This is a genomic window from Nitrosomonas sp. TNE100, from assembly GCF_055387135.1.
Genome location: NZ_AP040997.1, coordinates 451940 through 468333 on the forward strand (window position 1 = coordinate 451940; position 16394 = coordinate 468333).

11 protein-coding genes are annotated in these 16394 nt (G+C 53.3%); 2 read left to right on the top strand and 9 right to left on the bottom strand.

The genetic code is table 11. From position 1 onward, the window contains the following. Window positions 1-57: 57 nt before the first annotated feature. The 8 genes from ACZ5EJ_RS02215 to nhaC form a co-directional block, all read right to left on the bottom strand. Window positions 58-3264 (bottom strand): type I restriction endonuclease subunit R, encoded by a 3207-nt coding sequence (locus ACZ5EJ_RS02215; protein WP_074709968.1) that lies wholly within the window; start codon window positions 3262-3264, stop codon window positions 58-60. Beyond that, on the bottom strand, window positions 3264-5366 hold the full coding sequence (locus ACZ5EJ_RS02220; RefSeq protein ID WP_074709942.1) for a GmrSD restriction endonuclease domain-containing protein: 2103 nt from the start codon (window positions 5364-5366) through the stop codon (window positions 3264-3266). The genes ACZ5EJ_RS02215 and ACZ5EJ_RS02220 overlap by 1 nt, the downstream gene beginning before the upstream one ends. Then, on the bottom strand, window positions 5363-6142 hold the full coding sequence (locus tag ACZ5EJ_RS02225) for an abortive infection family protein (RefSeq protein ID WP_074709945.1): 780 nt from the start codon (window positions 6140-6142) through the stop codon (window positions 5363-5365). The genes ACZ5EJ_RS02220 and ACZ5EJ_RS02225 overlap by 4 nt, the downstream gene beginning before the upstream one ends. Continuing rightward, complete coding sequence (locus ACZ5EJ_RS02230; RefSeq protein ID WP_074709947.1) at window positions 6139-6369, bottom strand: DUF4411 family protein; 231 nt, start codon at window positions 6367-6369, stop codon at window positions 6139-6141. Before ACZ5EJ_RS02230 ends, ACZ5EJ_RS02225 begins: the two co-directional genes overlap by 4 nt. After that, window positions 6366-8606 (bottom strand): AAA family ATPase, encoded by a 2241-nt coding sequence (locus tag ACZ5EJ_RS02235; protein ID WP_074709950.1) that lies wholly within the window; start codon window positions 8604-8606, stop codon window positions 6366-6368. Before ACZ5EJ_RS02235 ends, ACZ5EJ_RS02230 begins: the two co-directional genes overlap by 4 nt. Next, window positions 8603-9922, bottom strand: a complete 1320-nt coding sequence (locus tag ACZ5EJ_RS02240) for a restriction endonuclease subunit S (protein WP_074709953.1) — start codon at window positions 9920-9922, stop codon at window positions 8603-8605. Before ACZ5EJ_RS02240 ends, ACZ5EJ_RS02235 begins: the two co-directional genes overlap by 4 nt. Then, a complete protein-coding gene (locus ACZ5EJ_RS02245; protein ID WP_074709956.1) occupies window positions 9912-11471 on the bottom strand; it encodes a class I SAM-dependent DNA methyltransferase in 1560 nt (519 codons plus the stop codon). Before ACZ5EJ_RS02245 ends, ACZ5EJ_RS02240 begins: the two co-directional genes overlap by 11 nt. 136 nt (window positions 11472-11607) lie before the next feature. Next, complete coding sequence (nhaC, locus tag ACZ5EJ_RS02250; protein WP_464557372.1) at window positions 11608-13035, bottom strand: Na+/H+ antiporter NhaC; 1428 nt, start codon at window positions 13033-13035, stop codon at window positions 11608-11610. A 245-nt stretch (window positions 13036-13280) separates the two neighbouring features. On the opposite strand from nhaC, the gene holB reads away from it, so the two are divergent. Next, window positions 13281-14345 carry a DNA polymerase III subunit delta' gene (gene holB, locus ACZ5EJ_RS02255; RefSeq protein WP_074455430.1) on the top strand — a complete coding sequence of 355 codons (1065 nt, stop codon included), beginning with the start codon at window positions 13281-13283 and terminating at the stop codon, window positions 14343-14345. Window positions 14346-14348: 3 nt separating this feature from the next. Here holB and ACZ5EJ_RS02260 read toward each other — a convergent pair whose 3' ends face one another. Next, on the bottom strand, window positions 14349-14840 hold the full coding sequence (locus ACZ5EJ_RS02260; RefSeq protein ID WP_074455431.1) for a hypothetical protein: 492 nt from the start codon (window positions 14838-14840) through the stop codon (window positions 14349-14351). A gap of 334 nt (window positions 14841-15174) precedes the next feature. On the opposite strand from ACZ5EJ_RS02260, the gene corA reads away from it, so the two are divergent. Beyond that, complete coding sequence (gene corA / locus ACZ5EJ_RS02265; RefSeq protein ID WP_083331290.1) at window positions 15175-16305, top strand: magnesium/cobalt transporter CorA; 1131 nt, start codon at window positions 15175-15177, stop codon at window positions 16303-16305. The last annotated feature ends 89 nt before the right edge of the window (window positions 16306-16394 follow it).

Sequence of the window (16394 nt, forward strand, 5' to 3'; positions counted from 1 at the left end):
ATTCCTTGCTATTAGATGATTACCCGGACTTCAGCCATAAATCATTCCAATCAGGTTTCATCCATATCCAGCCACACTCCATTCTGACGACAATGCCTCCGCCTGCTGCAATACGGTCTGCACCGCCGCATCCTGCAGGTCGGGTGGGTAGCCATATTTGCGCAGGATGCGCTTGACCAGCACGCGCAGCCGCGCCCGGGCCGATTCACGGTGGGCCCAGTCAACGGCAATGTTTTCTTTCAGGCTGACCAGCAGCTCGTGAGCGATAACCCGCAAATTGTCGTCACCCATCACCTGCACAGCAGATTCGTTCTCCGCCAGCGCGTCGTAAAAGGCGATCTCATCAAGGGATAAGCCCTGTTCCTCGCCGCGATTACGTGCAGCGCGAATGTCCTGCGCCAAATTGATCAGTTCCTGCAGCACCTCGGCGGTGGTGATAGCATTGGCGTGATAACGGGCAATGGCGTCTTCCAACCGCTCGGTGAAAGCGCGAGTCTCAACCACGTTGGTGCGGGTGCGTGAGCGGATGTCATCGTTCAGCAGCTTGCGTAGCGCCTCCAGGCCGAGGTTCTTTTTCTCCATCTGCTGTACTTCGAGCAGGAACTCGTCGGAGAGGATGGAGATGTCAGGGGTTTGGATGCCAGCCGCCGCCAGGATGTCGACGATTTCCGTCGACACAACAGCTCGACTAACAATCTGCTGAATGGCCATCTCCCGGTCCTGACGCGTTCCACCGCTACCGCTTGCGGTCTTCGACAAAGCGGCCCGGATGGCCTGAAAGAATCCCACCTCCTCGCGGATGGTGCGTGCTTCATCAGAACTCGACGCCAGCGCAAAGGCTTTGGACAAAGCCAATACCCCGTCGGCAAAGCGCCGCTGGGCCTGCTTCTTGGCTTCTGGTGTTTTTTCGGCAGCCGCCCACTGTTGCTGCTTGTCGAGTATCCATTCAATGGCGCCGGCCATCATGGCTAGTCGCTCGCCGGGTGTGCCACCCAGAGCACTGCGGTAGTCGAAGCCGTGGAACATGTCGCGCACGATTTCGTACTTCTCCAGCATCACCGCCACGGCTTCGGCTTCGTCGATGCCGGTCTTGTCCTGGTCTGGTTTGGAGTACTGCGCCAGTGCCGCTTTCAGATTCTGGGCAATGCCAATGTAATCCACTATCAAGCCCGCCGGCTTGTCACGGAATACGCGGTTAACGCGAGCAATAGCCTGCATCAGACCGTGGCCGCGCATCGGCTTGTCGATATACATGGTGTGCATGCTGGGCGCATCAAAGCCGGTCAGCCACATATCGCGCACGATAACCAGCTTGAGCGGGTCTTTAGGGTCACGAGCCCGCTTGGCCAACAAGTCACGTCGCGCTTTGTTGCCAATATGTTGCTGCCACTCAACAGGGTCGCTGGCAGTGCCGGTCATGACGATCTTTACCTCACCGGCATTGTCATCCTCGCTGTGCCATGCAGGCCGCAGCTTGGTGATCTCGTCATAAAGTGCCACGCAAATGCGCCGGCTCATGCATACCACCATCGCCTTGCCATCGAGCGCCACTACCCTGTCCTCAAAATGGTGCACTAGGTCGTTTGCGATCAATGCCAGGCGCTTATCGCTGCCTACCAGAGCTTCCACCGTGCTCCATTTCTGTTTGGTGCGTTCGGCGCTGGATTCGTCCTGGTCTTCCAGTAGGGCTTCAATTTCCGCATCAATACGCGGCTTCTCATCGTCATCAAGTTCAATGCGGGCCAGGCGCGATTCGTAATAAATGGGTACGGTCGCACCATCTTCTACGGCACGGCTGATGTCGTAGATATCGATGTAATGGCCAAAGACAGCAGGTGTGTTGACGTCAGTCGCTTCGATGGGAGTGCCCGTAAAGCCGATGAATGAGGCGTTAGGCAGGCCGTCGCGCAAGTATTTGGCGAAGCCGTAAGCAATCTCGCCGGTCTTGCTGGCGACTTTGGCTTTGAAGCCATACTGGCTTCGGTGTGCTTCATCCGCGATCACCACCACATTGGCACGATCAGTCAGCACCGGGAAATCCGTTTCATCGGCGGCTGGCGAAAACTTCTGTAGCGTGGTGAAGATAACCCCACCGGAAGCGCGAGACAGCAAGGTACGCAGGTGCTCCCTGTCCTCCGCCTGAACAGGTGTCTGCCGTATAAGGTCCTTGCACATAGCGAAGGTGGCAAAAAGTTGATCGTCGAGATCATTACGATCAGTTAGCACCACCAAAGTGGGATTGGCCATGCGATGCTCGAATACCAGCAGCCCCGCATAAAAGGCCATCAACAAACTCTTGCCCGAGCCCTGGGTATGCCAGATAACTCCCGCTTTCCGGTCGCCGGGCGGTTGGTCCTTCACACTAGGCAAGCCGTAGACTGCGGGGTCTTCAGCAACGGCGAACTGGCTGGCCCTTAACGTAGAAATCACGGCTTTCTTGACGGCGTGGAACTGGTGATAACCGGCGATGATCTTGATCAATCCAGATGGGCTTTCACCGAATACCGTGAAGTGACGCAACAAGTCGAGAAAACGCCCCCGCTCGAACACGCCCTCGATCAGGGTGGCCATCTCAGGCGAACCCTTGGGCTCAATATGCTGACCGTCCGTGGTGCGCCAGGGCATAAAGCGCTCTTGGTTCGCCGACAATGAGCCTACCCGCGCCGACAGACCATCAGAGGTCACCAGCAGTGCGTTGCTGCGAAACAGTGCCGGGATCTGCTGCTTGTAGGTTTGTAGTTGATTGAAGGCACTTGTCAGGGTGGCGTTTTCGCCGCCAGGGGCCTTGAGCTCAATAACGGCCAGCGGCAGGCCGTTGACGAACAGCACAACGTCTGGCCGTCGCTTGACCTGTCCGGCAACCACCGTAAATTGCTGCACCGCCAGCCAGTCGTTGTTGCTCTGCTGCTCAAAGTCGATCAGGCGCACGTTGCCTGCTGTGAGCACGCCATCATCACCATAGTATTCAACCTCCGCGCCATCGATCAGCAGGCGATGGATTCGGCGGTTCTCTTCCAACAGGTTGGGCAATTCCGACTGTGTCAGGCGGCGTATGGCGTCTGCCTGTGCTTCGGGAGGCAGCGTTGGATTCAGGCGCGCCACAGCATCACCAAGTCGACTTTTCAGCACGACTTCATCATAGGCATCACGCTCCGGTTCGCTGCCATCCGGGCCTATCATCTCATCTGTTGCACAGGCAAAGCCGAGCGAGGTCAGTTGGTCAAGCAGTGCGGTTTCCAATTGGGCTTCGGAGAGAAAAACCATCATGCGTTCCCCCCGTCATTTCCCATCTGCTTCTCGAAGGATTGGCGCACCAACCCCATGACATAGGGCAATTCATCCAGCGTACTTAGCCCTACTTCAACATCTCCGTTACCCCAGCGGCCGAGGTTGGTCACATCCTTGGCTTTGCCCTTGGGGTCATGCAGCTCATGGAAGGCCATGTTCAGGGAAAGGCGCAGGCGGCTTTTTTGTGGCACTACATCCACGAAGTTGGTCTCGGCCTTGAAGGCAATATAAAGCTTGAGCACTTCTTCGGTTACACCGGGGTCTAAAGCCATTACTTCCTTGCGCAGCGCGTCGTACATTCCCCGCATGGGTGAGCCTGCAGCAAGTTGTGGGTGATTGCTTAAATCATATGCGGCGTTGGCAGGTGAGGGCTTCCGATAGTCGTCGAGCACGTTTGCACTCAGAGCAGGGGCAGGCCACACTGCCACCGCTTGCGTGGCCAGGCGCTGGGCACGTGCCTGGATCGCTGCCTCGTCCCAAGTGTCCAGAACACCAAGACCCTCGTTCACACGCAGTGGACTTTGTTTGAAACCACCTTGCATGTCGCGTTTGTCGGCAAAGGAACGGTCACTGTATTCCGTGTTGTAGCCCGTGAGCGTCAGGTTGCCAAGAGTGTGCAACCAGCTCTCCTGCACCCGCTGCCAGTCGTGGCCCAACGCCTCGCGCCATTTGGCTGAAAGAGTCTCGTTCTGTGGCAGGATATGTTCGATGGTGTACTCATCCACAGGCACCCGCTCCTTGCGACCGTGGTTCTCCAGTCGGCGCAGCCAATAGCTGCGGCTGCGGAAGTTATACAAGTCGCGCACGCTCAGCTCGCGCTTAAACTCCTCATCATTGGGAAAGCGCCGATAGGACGGCAAACCGAGAAAATGGGCCTGGATGCTTTCCAGGTAGCGGTCTTTTTTCAAGGCTCGACCGAAGTTGGCGAAGGTTTTGTTCAGGGAGTTGGTGGGAATAGCGCACACTGCACGCCGGAACACATAGGCCTCCACCAAGCGCACAGCAGCGATGAAATCATCGCTGCTCAGCTGAGCCTTAGCATAGTCATCATAGAGTTGCAGTAGGAAAGGGTAGGCCACATCGACCTTTAACTCGCGCAGATCCTGAAACGCCTCGGCCAACTTCTTGTCGGTCTCTTGTCCCAGTGCCATGGCGCAGTAATAACCACCAAACCTGTGGATATCGGCTACTAGCGCATCTACCCCTGCTGCCGACTGTGCCGGGGTTCGGGCAAAGGCCTTGAAGGCTTCGTAAACATCGCCGATTTTGGGCAGCTCGCCCGTGCGCACCGTCAGGTAATGGCGCATGAACCAGTCGAAATGCTCGCCATAGCCTTCCTGTCCAAAGGCGACCTCCATCGGTCGCCAGTGATCCTCGTAAAGCCGGGTCTGGTGCTCGGGCTCTAGCCCCATCAAAACAAAGTTGCGGATTAGGTCGGCCTGGCTTAGCGCCCGCCCGGTGGAGTTCATGCTTTCGAAGATCAGTTGAGGGTTATCTTGGTCGCGGCTGAGCGCAATATCCACAATGATCAGCTTAGCCAACCCTTGGCACAGCGGCTTGAGGTCAGTTAGCGTCTTCACCTTCTGCTCGAAAAACGCGAAGTTCTCCTGAATGCGCAGGGAAGGCTGGGCCGGCCAGGGCTTTTGCCGGAGCAGCGCCAACAGGCTGTCCTTGTCGGTCTGTGTCAGCAGCAGCTTGAAACCACGCTCGCCGTCTTCCAGCGGGTTGAGCAAGTAATAGTTGCGCAGCTTCTTCGCGGAGAAACCATCGATGGGTTCTTCATTACCTAGATGGCGGCACAGCGCCTCAATAATCAGCATGGCCGTGGTAAGGCGTTGCTGTCCGTCAATTACCAGCAAGGGTGATTGACTGGAAACCTGATATAAACCCTGTTCGATATAGACCACTGAGCCGATGAAGTGCCCACCAACGTTATCGTCACTGCCGGCACGTAGAATGTCGTCCCACAATTGCTGGCACTGAGGCTCATTCCAGGAGTAGGTGCGCTGATAGATCGGAATAATGAACTGCGGAGATTTTTTCAAAAAGTCCAGAAGTTTGGCTTCGGTGGCTTTCATGGATTCTCCTCTTCGTCATGTGCCTCAGTCCCCAGCAGTGAGGAGTGGCTTGTATGGTCCATTGCCTCGCTGTTGGCACTACGCGCAGCGTTCAGAGCTTCCACGTATGCCTCGCGGTCTAACTGATACAACAAACGGCTCACTTCGATGGATAGTGGCAGAACATCTCCGCCCGGCAGTAGGAATTGCAGGCTGGTCAGGCCTTCGTCGTCGGTTTCAACGGCCAGTCCTACGTGCTCATCGATCAGCACGTTGTCGTCGGCGAAGCGCGCCCAAGGTTCGCGCGAACTGCTGGGGTCCAGCTGGGCGTCCAGATAGGCCTTGTGCAGAAAGGCCACAATGGCATCGGCGGCGAGCACTGCTGACCGACGGTGGTGGATTGCCAGTCGCTCTAGGTATGGGTCTTTGCCATGACTTGCTGGGCCGGCCTGATTTCGCAGATCGTTGAGCGCGCCAGCCAGCTTGTGATGGCTCGACACCAGCTTTTTGAACTTTTCGTCTCGGATATCGCCAAGCTTCAACGCGCGCACGGCAGCGCTTAGCCAGTCGGAAAGTCTGGGCGTCTCCTGCACCGGCTTGAGTGGCGTCAGCGGCGTATGGAAACTCTCGACAATAACCCGGCAGACCACCTCAACCATGGTCTTCGCGCAGTCAATGCAGGCATCATTGTTCTGGTCGAGGGTCTGTTCCAGCGCTTCGAGATTCTGCTGCAGCATTGGAGCATTGCGCCAGTGATTACACGCCTCGCGAATGCCGGGGCACCAATCCATAGTCATGAATGTGCCCCTTCCAACATAAGCTGCGTCCGCCCTCGGTGTATCATCTCGGAAGAGAGCATGACGTGCAGGTTTAGGCCGATGTGAGTCTTGGGAATCTTGATGCGCTTGACTGAGGTGGTAGACACTTCATGGATGACCACTACGTGCCTGTCTACCAGCGCGAGCGACTCCAGCCCGGCGCGCTCGCATGCCCAATGCGCGGAGCTGATTGGAAAGAGGGTCATTGCATTGCCACCGCAGCCTGGTCTGCTGCTTCGTCATCATACGCCTCTCCCATCATCATCCTATAATGCGCTAAATGCTCCGCTTTCTCGAAAATTGCCCTGAAAACATTTAGGTAGTTATCAACAGTTGCATCGTCGATAGCTATGTACAGGTCATCATGGGCAAAGTGGGAGCCATCGTTTACCCACGAGAAAAGTGACTTGCATATCAGCCTTTCTTTGCCTTCAAACATGGCGCAAAGCTTGTCTGGATCAACCCCACCCAAAATTTTGAAATAGTTTTCAAGAATCCGCCGCAGTGTGTTTTGGATGGTGAGTTTTGAGGTATCCTGTCGGCGCACTTCAGCCCAAAGCAATTCATAGGATGTCTTGATAGGATTAGACTCGTGCCGCTCAATCCTCGACACGAGTCCGGCTTTGCGAACCACCCAGAAGGTCTCTTCGTTCATTGCCTTTTCAGTCCGTTTCGGATTGAAAGTCACCTCTTTATGAAAATAGACATTGTGGGTGAGTACGAATATCTGCTTGATAAGGCCAGCACCTGATCTAACCTCATCGAAAAGCCCCTTAATCAGACTTCCAACTATAAAAAGGATGTCACTATCCAGACTGGAAACAGGATCATCAATAACCACGATGCGGTCCGTCGTCATGCCGCTTTCGGTATCACTACCTTTCAGAAGATGATAAAAATATAGGAAGGTCACAAAAGTCTTCTCGCCCTCACTCAAGGTGTCTTTTGCATCCGAACCATCCGCTCGCAAGAGCTTATATGACGTGCCGTTTTCCGCTTTTGCTAGGGAGAACCCGTTGAAGCCGAAAGACCGAAGTAGTGTGTTAATGGCATCTATCGTTGGCTGAACGCTGGTTGTCTGCTTCTCTAACTCACGGATTTCGGCTTCTTTCTGCGTTTTTTTGGTGTTGTTCGCAGTAATTTTCTCGTCAAGAGAATTAACCGCCCTTTTGATTGCTTCAGCCTTGTTCTGATAGTCCTCAAGGTCAGCTTTCAACTCATCCAGAACGAACTTCCAAACCTGCGATGTCAAGGTGCGTCGTTCTTGCGCCAGATTGTTCACCATGGTGTTGTGGGTGCTGACTTCTGTATTAGCCGCATCAATCAGTGACTTGATTTCGGAGATGACATTGCCCAAAGATTCCAGTTCTATTATTTGACTCGCCTCTTTTTTCTTCTCGGCAAGACGCTGGATGTTAATCGTGATTTTGGACTCAAGCAGTTGCTTCTCCGATTTCAGTTTTTCGATATCGAGGAACCGTGACGGAGCATCAACGATCCCATTAATCTGTTGTTGCAGGCGCTCAGCATTGGTTATGTAGTTGCTCGCGAGCTCGTCAATTGCCTTTGTTTCAGTAATAAATGACTCGTCAAAATAATCCTCCAGGCTCTTGGCGAAAGCTTCATCTGTACTCTGCTGGCAAAAGGGGCAGATGCCATCATTGATGTCGTAGTAGCTTCGACCCTGACGGACCCAGTCACTGTTTCCAAGCTTCTTGATCATGGCGGCGATATCAACGTCTTCCTTGCCGATAACACGCTTTTTCAGGATTGGATTGGTTTCATGCGCGATTAGTGTGGCTGCGTCGATGGCGGGTATCGCTGGCTCAGTCGTGGGTGTTGTTCCGAATATGGACGCACATTTCTTTTCGAGGTCAGTCAGTGGGGAAAGGGCTGATGTATTGACCGCTAGCTCCTGAAGGATTTTAGTTTTGAAGCCCTCTTTATTATTTCGATAGCCCTCGAAAGCCCCATGCAGCTTGGCATCGTGCTTTTGCTTCTGCGTCCAGCACTTCTCCTTGAGTGCATTTTCGAGCACGGAAAGTTCGCCTTTTTTACCGCTTGCCCCATCATCGCCGTGAAGCGTATTAGTCAGGTTCTCAATCTTGCTCTTGAGCTCATCAAGATCAGTCTTGGCCGCTTTAATCTTGCCCAAAGTTTCAGCCTGGTTTTCGCCCAGCGTGAAGACGCCTTTCAAATCAGTGGATTGGTCAAAATTGCGTTCTACGAAGTCACGGTTATAGACCATAGCCTGAACTGGTAAGCCACCTTTCCAGCCTACAGTACAGGTAGGATGACCCGCCTGATCGGCGATAACTCGACTGATTGTCGTTTTGCCACTGCCATTTGAACCGTACACGAAGTTGATCTGTGATAGGCCGTTGAGTATCACGGCTGGGCCTGTGTAGCTGGCAGCGCCAGTGAGGGTTATCGACTCAATCATGCATTGGCTCCTGCCATGAATATTTCGGCATCCTTGATGCGCAGCTCACCTGAGATTAGTTTGGGTAGTAGGCTGTCGCGGAGTTGGGCGAGGGTTTCGTTTGCCTTGGCATTGGACTTGATGCTCTCAAAGAGAGGCATAACCTGTTTTGCGAAGGCATGCCAGACGTTTTTGTCGGGTGGAGAGGCGAGCTTGAATGCCGCGACCGAATCCCCTTGTGCGCGCTGACGACCAGATGTCCCGGTCATGCTTCTAATCGCGTGTTCTCGAAAAGCATCGTCTCGCGCAAGCAAGTATGGGTACTCGGCTGGAACCGGTGATTTGGGTCGCATGACGATGTATTCCGTCGATCCCCATCCGATTGTGTCATTAGGCAGGCACTGAACGAATGCGGTCTTCCCGTTCTCAAGGCATGGCGTAATTCGCGCCAACAATGTATCGCCGTTCCGAAACCGCATCCCGCTACCGAAGTTCCTCGTGACTGGTGGTTCAGGCCAACTGCCTGATGTTGGGAGAGAGGCCATATCGAGGTAAGGCGCGGGCGTGCCCTTGCGCAGAGGTTCGCTCGGGTTGAACTCGATAAGCTCGCTCGCGGGAACCGTCTCCCACCCTCCAGGCCTCCCCTCATCATCCAAACGGTCTGGAAAGAGGTTCCAGAGATCGGCGGGCAGATAGGGTTCTCGACCTCTCATCTTGGCGCGGACGGGACCGAAGTCAACAAACCAGTCCTTGAACAGGGCGCGGGCCATGGCCTCCAGGGTCTGGTTGCGGCGGCGGTTGAGTTCGATCTTGTCATCCAGCGTGCCGAGAATGTGGGCGATGGCGCGTTGTTCGCTAGGTGGTGGAACTAGCGTCCTGAATGCCTCGATTCGAGATGGGGACGTATGCTTGACTGTTGTCCCTGTCGCGGAGCCAATTACCCAAGCACGATATTCGTGAGATCGGAGCAAGTACTCGACAAATCGAGCATCAGCTTCAGCAGATGGGTTGAAAACGAGCAGGCCTACGCGCTGATTGTGGAGCCACATATTAGCGTCATTCGGAACCCTCGCCGCAAACCCAAGTGTGTCTGATTGCTTGCTAAGGTCGGTCATCGTCACGACGATCTGGCCAGGCTGCAGCACGTAATCTGTTGGTACAGGACCACGGTAGTACTTGCGCTTATCGTCTTGAAAGCCGCCACCAATGGCAAAGTTGCCTGGTGTGACCAGAATCTCAGACTGCTGCTGGTCAGTGAAAAACTCGCCCTTGAAGGCAAAGCCGTGCTTCACCTTAAAAAGGTCGCCGAGCGCGACGTCACGCCACTCAACCGCCATACCCAATCTCCCTCAGGTTGGCCTCAATCGCTGCATTCAGCCGTGCCGCTTCCTGCTGCTGCTCGCGCCACTGGGCACTGAGTCGCAGCATCTTTTCCTCAAATGGTTCGCCGTCGTCTTCCTGTTCTGCTGCACCGACGTATCGGCCGGGTGTTAGCACATGGCCGTGCTTGCGGATCTCTTCGAGGGTTGCGCTCTTGCAAAAGCCGGGAATATCCGTGTACTCCCCATCCTCCTGCTTGCCACGCCAAGCATGGTAGGTATCAGCGATTTTCTGAATATCGGCATCACTGAGCTCACGCCGGGTGCGGTCCACCAGGGAGCCCATATTACGGGCGTCGATGAATAGGATCTCGCCGCGCCGGTCGCGCAGGGTTTCCTTGCCGCGCTTGCCGTTGGATTTGTCACGGGCAAGAAACCACAGGCAAGCGGGAATCTGGGTGGAGTAAAAAAGCTGACCGGGCAGGGCGACCATGCAGTCCACCGCGTCGGCCTCGACCATAGCCTTGCGGATCTCGCCTTCGCCGCTCTGATTGGAACTCATGGAGCCGTTGGCCAGCACCACGCCGGCAGTGCCGAAGGGCGCGAGATGCCAGTAGATGTGTTGCAGCCAGGCGTAGTTGGCGTTGCCTACCGGTGGCACGCCGAATTGCCAGCGCGGGTCTTCACGCAGGCGGTCACCGCCCCAGTCGGAGATATTAAAAGGCGGGTTGGCGAGAATGTGATCGAAGCGCAGGTCACGCAGCTCGTCCTTGTGGAAGCTGCCCTCGTTGTTCCATCGGATATCGGAGTCGATGCCTCGCACAGCGAGGTTCATCTTGGCGAGGCGCCAGGTGGTGTAGTTGCTCTCTTGGCCGTAGATGGCGATGTCGCCGATGCGCCCGCCATGCTCCAGCACGAATTTCTCGCTCTGCACGAACATTCCGCCGCTGCCGCAGCAGGGGTCGTAGACACGCCCCTGATAGGGCTCGAGCATCTGCACCAGTACTTGAACCACCGAGCGCGGGGTGTAGAACTCGCCGCCGCGCTTGCCTTCGGCACCGGCGAACTGGCTGAGAAAGTATTCGTAGACGCGGCCGAGCACGTCTTTTGATTTGTCGCCACTCTCGTTCATGGCGATGCCGGAGATCAGGTCGATCAGCTCACCCAACATCACCTTGTTCAACGCCGGGCGGGCGTAGTCCTTGGGCAGTACGCCCTTGAGAGATTCGTTGTCCCGCTCGATGGCGCGCATGGCGTCGTCGATCAGGGTGCCGATTTCAGGGCGCTTGGCATTGGCCTTAAGGTGCGACCAGCGTCCTTCCTTGGGAACCCAGAACACGTTGTCAGCCAGGTATTCGTCTCTGTCCTCTGCCGCTTGCGTGTCTTCAGCCAGTAGTTCGGCGTGGCGGGCCTCGAAGGCGCCTGAGATGTATTTCAAGAAGATCAATCCGAGCGCGATGTGCTTGTAGTCGGAGGGCTCCATATTGCCGCGCAGCTTGTCAGCGGCTTTGAACAGCTCGGTTTCGAAGCCGAGGTGATCGGTAGTTTTGTTATTGGGTTTAACCATTGGGTATTCTTTGCTCCCTATAGTGCTAGCGGGTTAGTTGACTTATTATCAACAATTTATATATCAGTAAAATGCTGAATAAATAGAGATTTTACTTTTTTAAGCTGGTTATGGCGGGCAGAAGTAGCGCTTTGTGTTAACTCTCCACAGGGTGCTTGGTGCGCAGCAGGCCTATTCCCAGCATGGCCATGATGATTGAAACCAGAGGATTTAACACGTTGAGCAGAGCATACGCGGCGTAGTCCAGTGTTGGTACGCCCAGTGTTGCGGCGTAAAAAACACCTGCTGTTGTCCACGGGATCAGGCCGGTGGTCAGTGTGGAGCCTTCCTCAATGGAACGCGATAATACGGCCAGATCCAGCTGCTTTTCCCGATAAGGCTGCCTGAACAGTTGGCAGTTGAGGATGATGGAAATATACGCCTCTCCCATGACCAGGTTACCGGCCAGGCCGGAGGCAATAGTGGCGGCAATCAGGGTACTGGCTCGGCTGATCGGCGCAATCAGCCGCATCAATAGTACTTGCAAGAATCTGGCACGATACAGGATGCCGCCCAGTGCTAGCGCCATGATGGATAACAGCAAGGTCCAGGCCATGCTGTATAAACCGCCGCGTCCGAGTAATTCGTCAATATTGGCGATGCCGGTATGGCCGGGTGTGTTCAGCCACAGCGCGTTGATGACATTGACAGTATCTCTTCCTTGATAGGCCACGGCGATCAGCATTGCCAGCAGGATGCTGCATGTCATACTGGTTTCGGCACTGTAGCGTTTCATACTCATGCCCAGCATCACTAGCAGGGGTAACAGCGTTATCGCCCCGTTCATTCGATAGGAATGTGCCAGCGCGCTGCGGATTTCTGCCAGATGTGCTTGCGGAAGATGATAATCGCCGTACTGCAGTCCCCATACGAGAAAAATAGCCAGAACAATTATGAATGTGGGCAGCGTGGTGTACAGCATTGAGCCGATATGTCGGTATAGATTCGTACCAGCACTTATTGCCGCGAGATTGGTGGTGTCGGAAATCGGTGACAGCTTGTCACCAAATGTTGCGCCGGAGACGATCATGCCGGCCACCAGTGGCAGTGGAATGCCCATAGCATTACCAATTCCGATCAGTACTACGCCGATGGTGCCGACGGTGCCCCAGGAGGTGCCGGTTGCAACCGACATCAAGCTGCACAATACAAAACCGGTTGCCAGAAACAGGGTGGGATTGAGCCAGTCAAGGCCAAAATACAGCAAACTTGCGATGGTACCGCTTTGCATAAAGCTGGCGATTACCATGCCGATCAGCAGGAAAATGTAAATCGCCGGCAATGCCCTGACGATGCCTTCATCCATCATACTGCGAATGGCAGCAAACGAATAACCCAGGCTATGGATATGCAGGCCTGCCCAGATCAACGCCAGAAAAATGAGTGCGTGTAGGCTGATTTGAAACACGAACAAACCCGATGCAATCAGCAGCAGTATTCCTGTAAAACAAATGAGTGCCTGCCAGAAGGAAGGGAGCGGGTGTATATTTGGCGGTTCCTCTACGGTGGTGTCGTTGTGTGTCATGGTTTTGGTGATTATTTATGGATCGGTTAATGTCAATAACATTGCGTGATTGCCTTGCTTTCCTTGTTCTTTTTTTGGGGGGATGCAGACTTTATCACCAGGATATTCAAACAACCAGATTGGGTGCCAGTGTTTCCGATCCGGGTCATGCTTGTTGGAAATCACGCTAAACTGCAATGCCTTTATTAAAGGCAGTTTCTTTATTTAATGAAAAACTATTTTTTTTAAGATAGGTAACTTCAAAAATGACTGTGGCTGAAATTTTTCCATGGCAGCAGACAATCTGGCAGCAGATCCGGCAACCGGACAGTTTGAAACGGCATCATGCCCTGTTGCTAAAAGGGCGTAAGGGGATCGGCAAGCTGGGTTTTGCACTTGCTCTGGTGCAGTTCATTTTGTGTGAACAGGCGGATACAACAGGAAAGGCATGCGGAAAATGTCAGGATTGTTACTGGTTTGAGCAGGGGCTGCATCCGAATTTTCGTTTGCTGGAGCCGGAAGCGTTGTCAGTTCAGGATGGGACGGCGGACAGGAATAGCGAAGAAAAGCAGGAGGAGGCCAGTGGTACAAAGTCTGGCAAAAAACCGAGTCAGCAGATCACGATTGCGCAGATCCGTACACTGGATGACTTTATCTATCTGAGCGCACACCAGAATCGCTACAAGGTGGTGTTGATTCATCCGGCCGAGGCAATGAATGCAGCTGCTGCCAATGCGTTGCTGAAAAAGCTGGAAGAACCGCCGCCAGAGGTATTGTTTATTCTGATAGCGCACGGAACGTCAATGATTCCAGCAACTATTCTGAGCCGCTGTCGGCAGATTGCCATGCCGACGCCGGATCGTAAACTTGCAAAAGACTGGTTGATTCAACAGGGAATTGCACAACCTGATTTCCGTTTGGCTATGTCGAGTTTCTCACCATTGCTGGCATTGCACTATGACGAGCAACAATCTTCGCCTCATGCTGATTTTATTCAGAGTTTATGTGTGCCGGAGAAATTTGATCCAATCGGATTGGCAGAAAAACTGTACAAGCAGGATTTATCCAGTGTGACCAGCTGGATGCAGAAATGGTGCTATGACCTGATGAGCTGCCACCTTAGTGGAAGGGTGCGTTACCACCTGCAGCAGATGGATGCCATCAAGCGGCAGGCGGCAGTCATAGATCCGGTTGCGGTTGGATTTCTATGGCGTGATCTGGCTGCTTCACAGCAACTGGCACGCCACCCGCTCAACCCCAGGCTGTTTCTGGAAGAGATGTTTCTGATCTGCGCTGACATAATACATCCGGCAGGCTCAGAAACAAGGTAATAACTACTGAATGCAGGATTCGCTGGTTGGGTCGATGGTGCAAGCCCAGAGCGTTCTGTGAATACCTGCTGCACGATTAAACAGGTGGTCGGCCTGCTGGGATTTTTGCTGCTCCAGCGTGAGGGAGGCTTTTTCAGGAATGAAGTATTTTTGTACCCAGAAACGTATTCTGCAGAACTCTTTCTCGTTTGCGCACAGCTTGTGAATGGCAGAGCTGTATATCGTTTTATCTGCTTGCCGCCCTTTTTCTATCAACACCATATTCACAAATTTTCCTGAATTACCCATTTCAACTTTGCGTATCAGTTGCCAGCCAATACCGCTGGGTAGTGCATTTTCATCTACCTTGACCGCAGTTTCGGATTCGGCGGTAGTCGGGGCTGTTTCTTCCACAGGTGTAGAGGCTGCAATATGTTCTCCATCCTGTACTGAAAAAGCCAGGCTTGACCAGGTGATTGCGAGAGCAATCAGCAATCCTTTTCCTATATTGTTCATGTGTTCCCCTTATGAAAACAGCTTGTTATATTGAAAGGCGCCTCAAGAAACTTACGACACCTGATCTGCTCGCGACAGTTTTTTAAGCTGACCCGAGATGTATTATTCTGTCTGCACGAAGTATTGCCCAGGCTGCTTGAGAAATATAAAAAATCCGGCCATAACAACTTGTTTTCGTAACACCCGACAGACTAACGTTTCTGATCTTATCCAAAGATTGGATCACTGTGCAACGATTGTGACTGGAAATCGGTAGCTTGCATGTTTGTTTCATCAGATTTAACCAAGAATTTTTATTTGGCAGAAGATTCTTTCGGAGCAGAAAGAGGAGTCTATGAAACATAAAATTACGACGAATTTGAGTCATCCACGCAAGCATCATGCTCGCGTGCGTAATTATCGTCCGGGTGCGTCCCCCGGTTCTTTGGAAGCTCTGCCGGCTGCAGGGTTAGGGACGACACCGATGCCATTGGCGTGTATTTCACTGCTGCGTTATGGAAAAAATGGGGTGATTGAAGAGCAACGTGGGCTTGCAGCACACGATTGCCAGGCGCCTGCTGCCAGCGCAGCAGACGTTATCTGGTTGCATTTACAAGGTCTACCTGCTCCAGAGCAGCTGCAGGCGTTGAGTGCGGTGTTTGGTTTGCATCCGCTTGCGCTTGAGGATGTATTCCATCGGGAGACCCGTTCCAAAATAGAAGCCTACGAGGCGCAGCAGTTTGTTGTGCTCAATTACCTGCATCAGGATCAAACGGGTAAATTCAATACCGGCCTGGTGAGTATTTTTCTGGGAAAGAACTATCTCATCAGTATTAACGATGGTCCAGGTGATCTTTTCGAGCCTGTTCGGCGGCGTATTCGCAATACGGGCAAGCCGTGCGAGCATAGTGCCGATTATTTACTATATGCACTGGCGGATGTCATTGTTGATAGTGGATTTTCGTTGCTTGAGGAACTCGGCGATCAGATTGAAGCGCTGGAAAATGAAATTCTCGACAACCCGGGTCACGAGGCGCGCAACAAAATTCATTGCATCAAGCGTGAATTGGTTCAGGTGCGTCGCATCTGGTGGCCGCAACGTGAGGTTATTGCCGCACTTATGCGCGATGATGGACATTTTCTGTCTGATATCACACGTCTTTACATGCGTGACTGTTACGACCACTGCGTGATTGTGATTGACTTTGTTGAAACCTATCGTGAGATGGCGTCTAATCTGCTTGATACTTATCTGTCCGCAGTGAGCCAGCGTATGAATGATGTCATGAAGGCACTTACCATTATCGCCACAATTTTTTTACCCCTTATGTTTCTCACGGGTCTGTACGGTATGAATTTTGATACTGAAAGTCCGTGGAATCTGCCTGAGCTGCACTGGCGTTTTGGCTATTTTTACGTGCTCAGTGTAATGGCCGTTGTGGTTATTGGCATGCTGATTTATTTCCGGCGCAAGCGTTGGTTGTAAGAACCTGTTTATGATCTTGTAAAACTGCTGATAATAATGTTGGGGTATGAAAAAAGTTATCCGAGCGACATCAGTTGTAAACAATTTGA

What these genes read in the sequence shown, in the direction of transcription:
- ACZ5EJ_RS02215 (WP_074709968.1), bottom strand. Translation starts at nt 3,264, where the DNA reads ATGGTTTTTCTCTCCGAAGCCCAATTGGAAACCGCACTGCTTGACCAA.
- ACZ5EJ_RS02220 (WP_074709942.1), bottom strand. Translation starts at nt 5,366, where the DNA reads ATGAAAGCCACCGAAGCCAAACTTCTGGACTTTTTGAAAAAATCTCCG.
- ACZ5EJ_RS02225 (WP_074709945.1), bottom strand. Translation starts at nt 6,142, where the DNA reads ATGACTATGGATTGGTGCCCCGGCATTCGCGAGGCGTGTAATCACTGG.
- ACZ5EJ_RS02230 (WP_074709947.1), bottom strand. Translation starts at nt 6,369, where the DNA reads ATGACCCTCTTTCCAATCAGCTCCGCGCATTGGGCATGCGAGCGCGCC.
- ACZ5EJ_RS02235 (WP_074709950.1), bottom strand. Translation starts at nt 8,606, where the DNA reads ATGATTGAGTCGATAACCCTCACTGGCGCTGCCAGCTACACAGGCCCA.
- ACZ5EJ_RS02240 (WP_074709953.1), bottom strand. Translation starts at nt 9,922, where the DNA reads ATGGCGGTTGAGTGGCGTGACGTCGCGCTCGGCGACCTTTTTAAGGTG.
- ACZ5EJ_RS02245 (WP_074709956.1), bottom strand. Translation starts at nt 11,471, where the DNA reads ATGGTTAAACCCAATAACAAAACTACCGATCACCTCGGCTTCGAAACC.
- nhaC (WP_464557372.1), bottom strand. Translation starts at nt 13,035, where the DNA reads ATGACACACAACGACACCACCGTAGAGGAACCGCCAAATATACACCCG.
- holB (WP_074455430.1), top strand. Translation starts at nt 13,281, where the DNA reads ATGACTGTGGCTGAAATTTTTCCATGGCAGCAGACAATCTGGCAGCAG.
- ACZ5EJ_RS02260 (WP_074455431.1), bottom strand. Translation starts at nt 14,840, where the DNA reads ATGAACAATATAGGAAAAGGATTGCTGATTGCTCTCGCAATCACCTGG.
- corA (WP_083331290.1), top strand. Translation starts at nt 15,175, where the DNA reads ATGAAACATAAAATTACGACGAATTTGAGTCATCCACGCAAGCATCAT.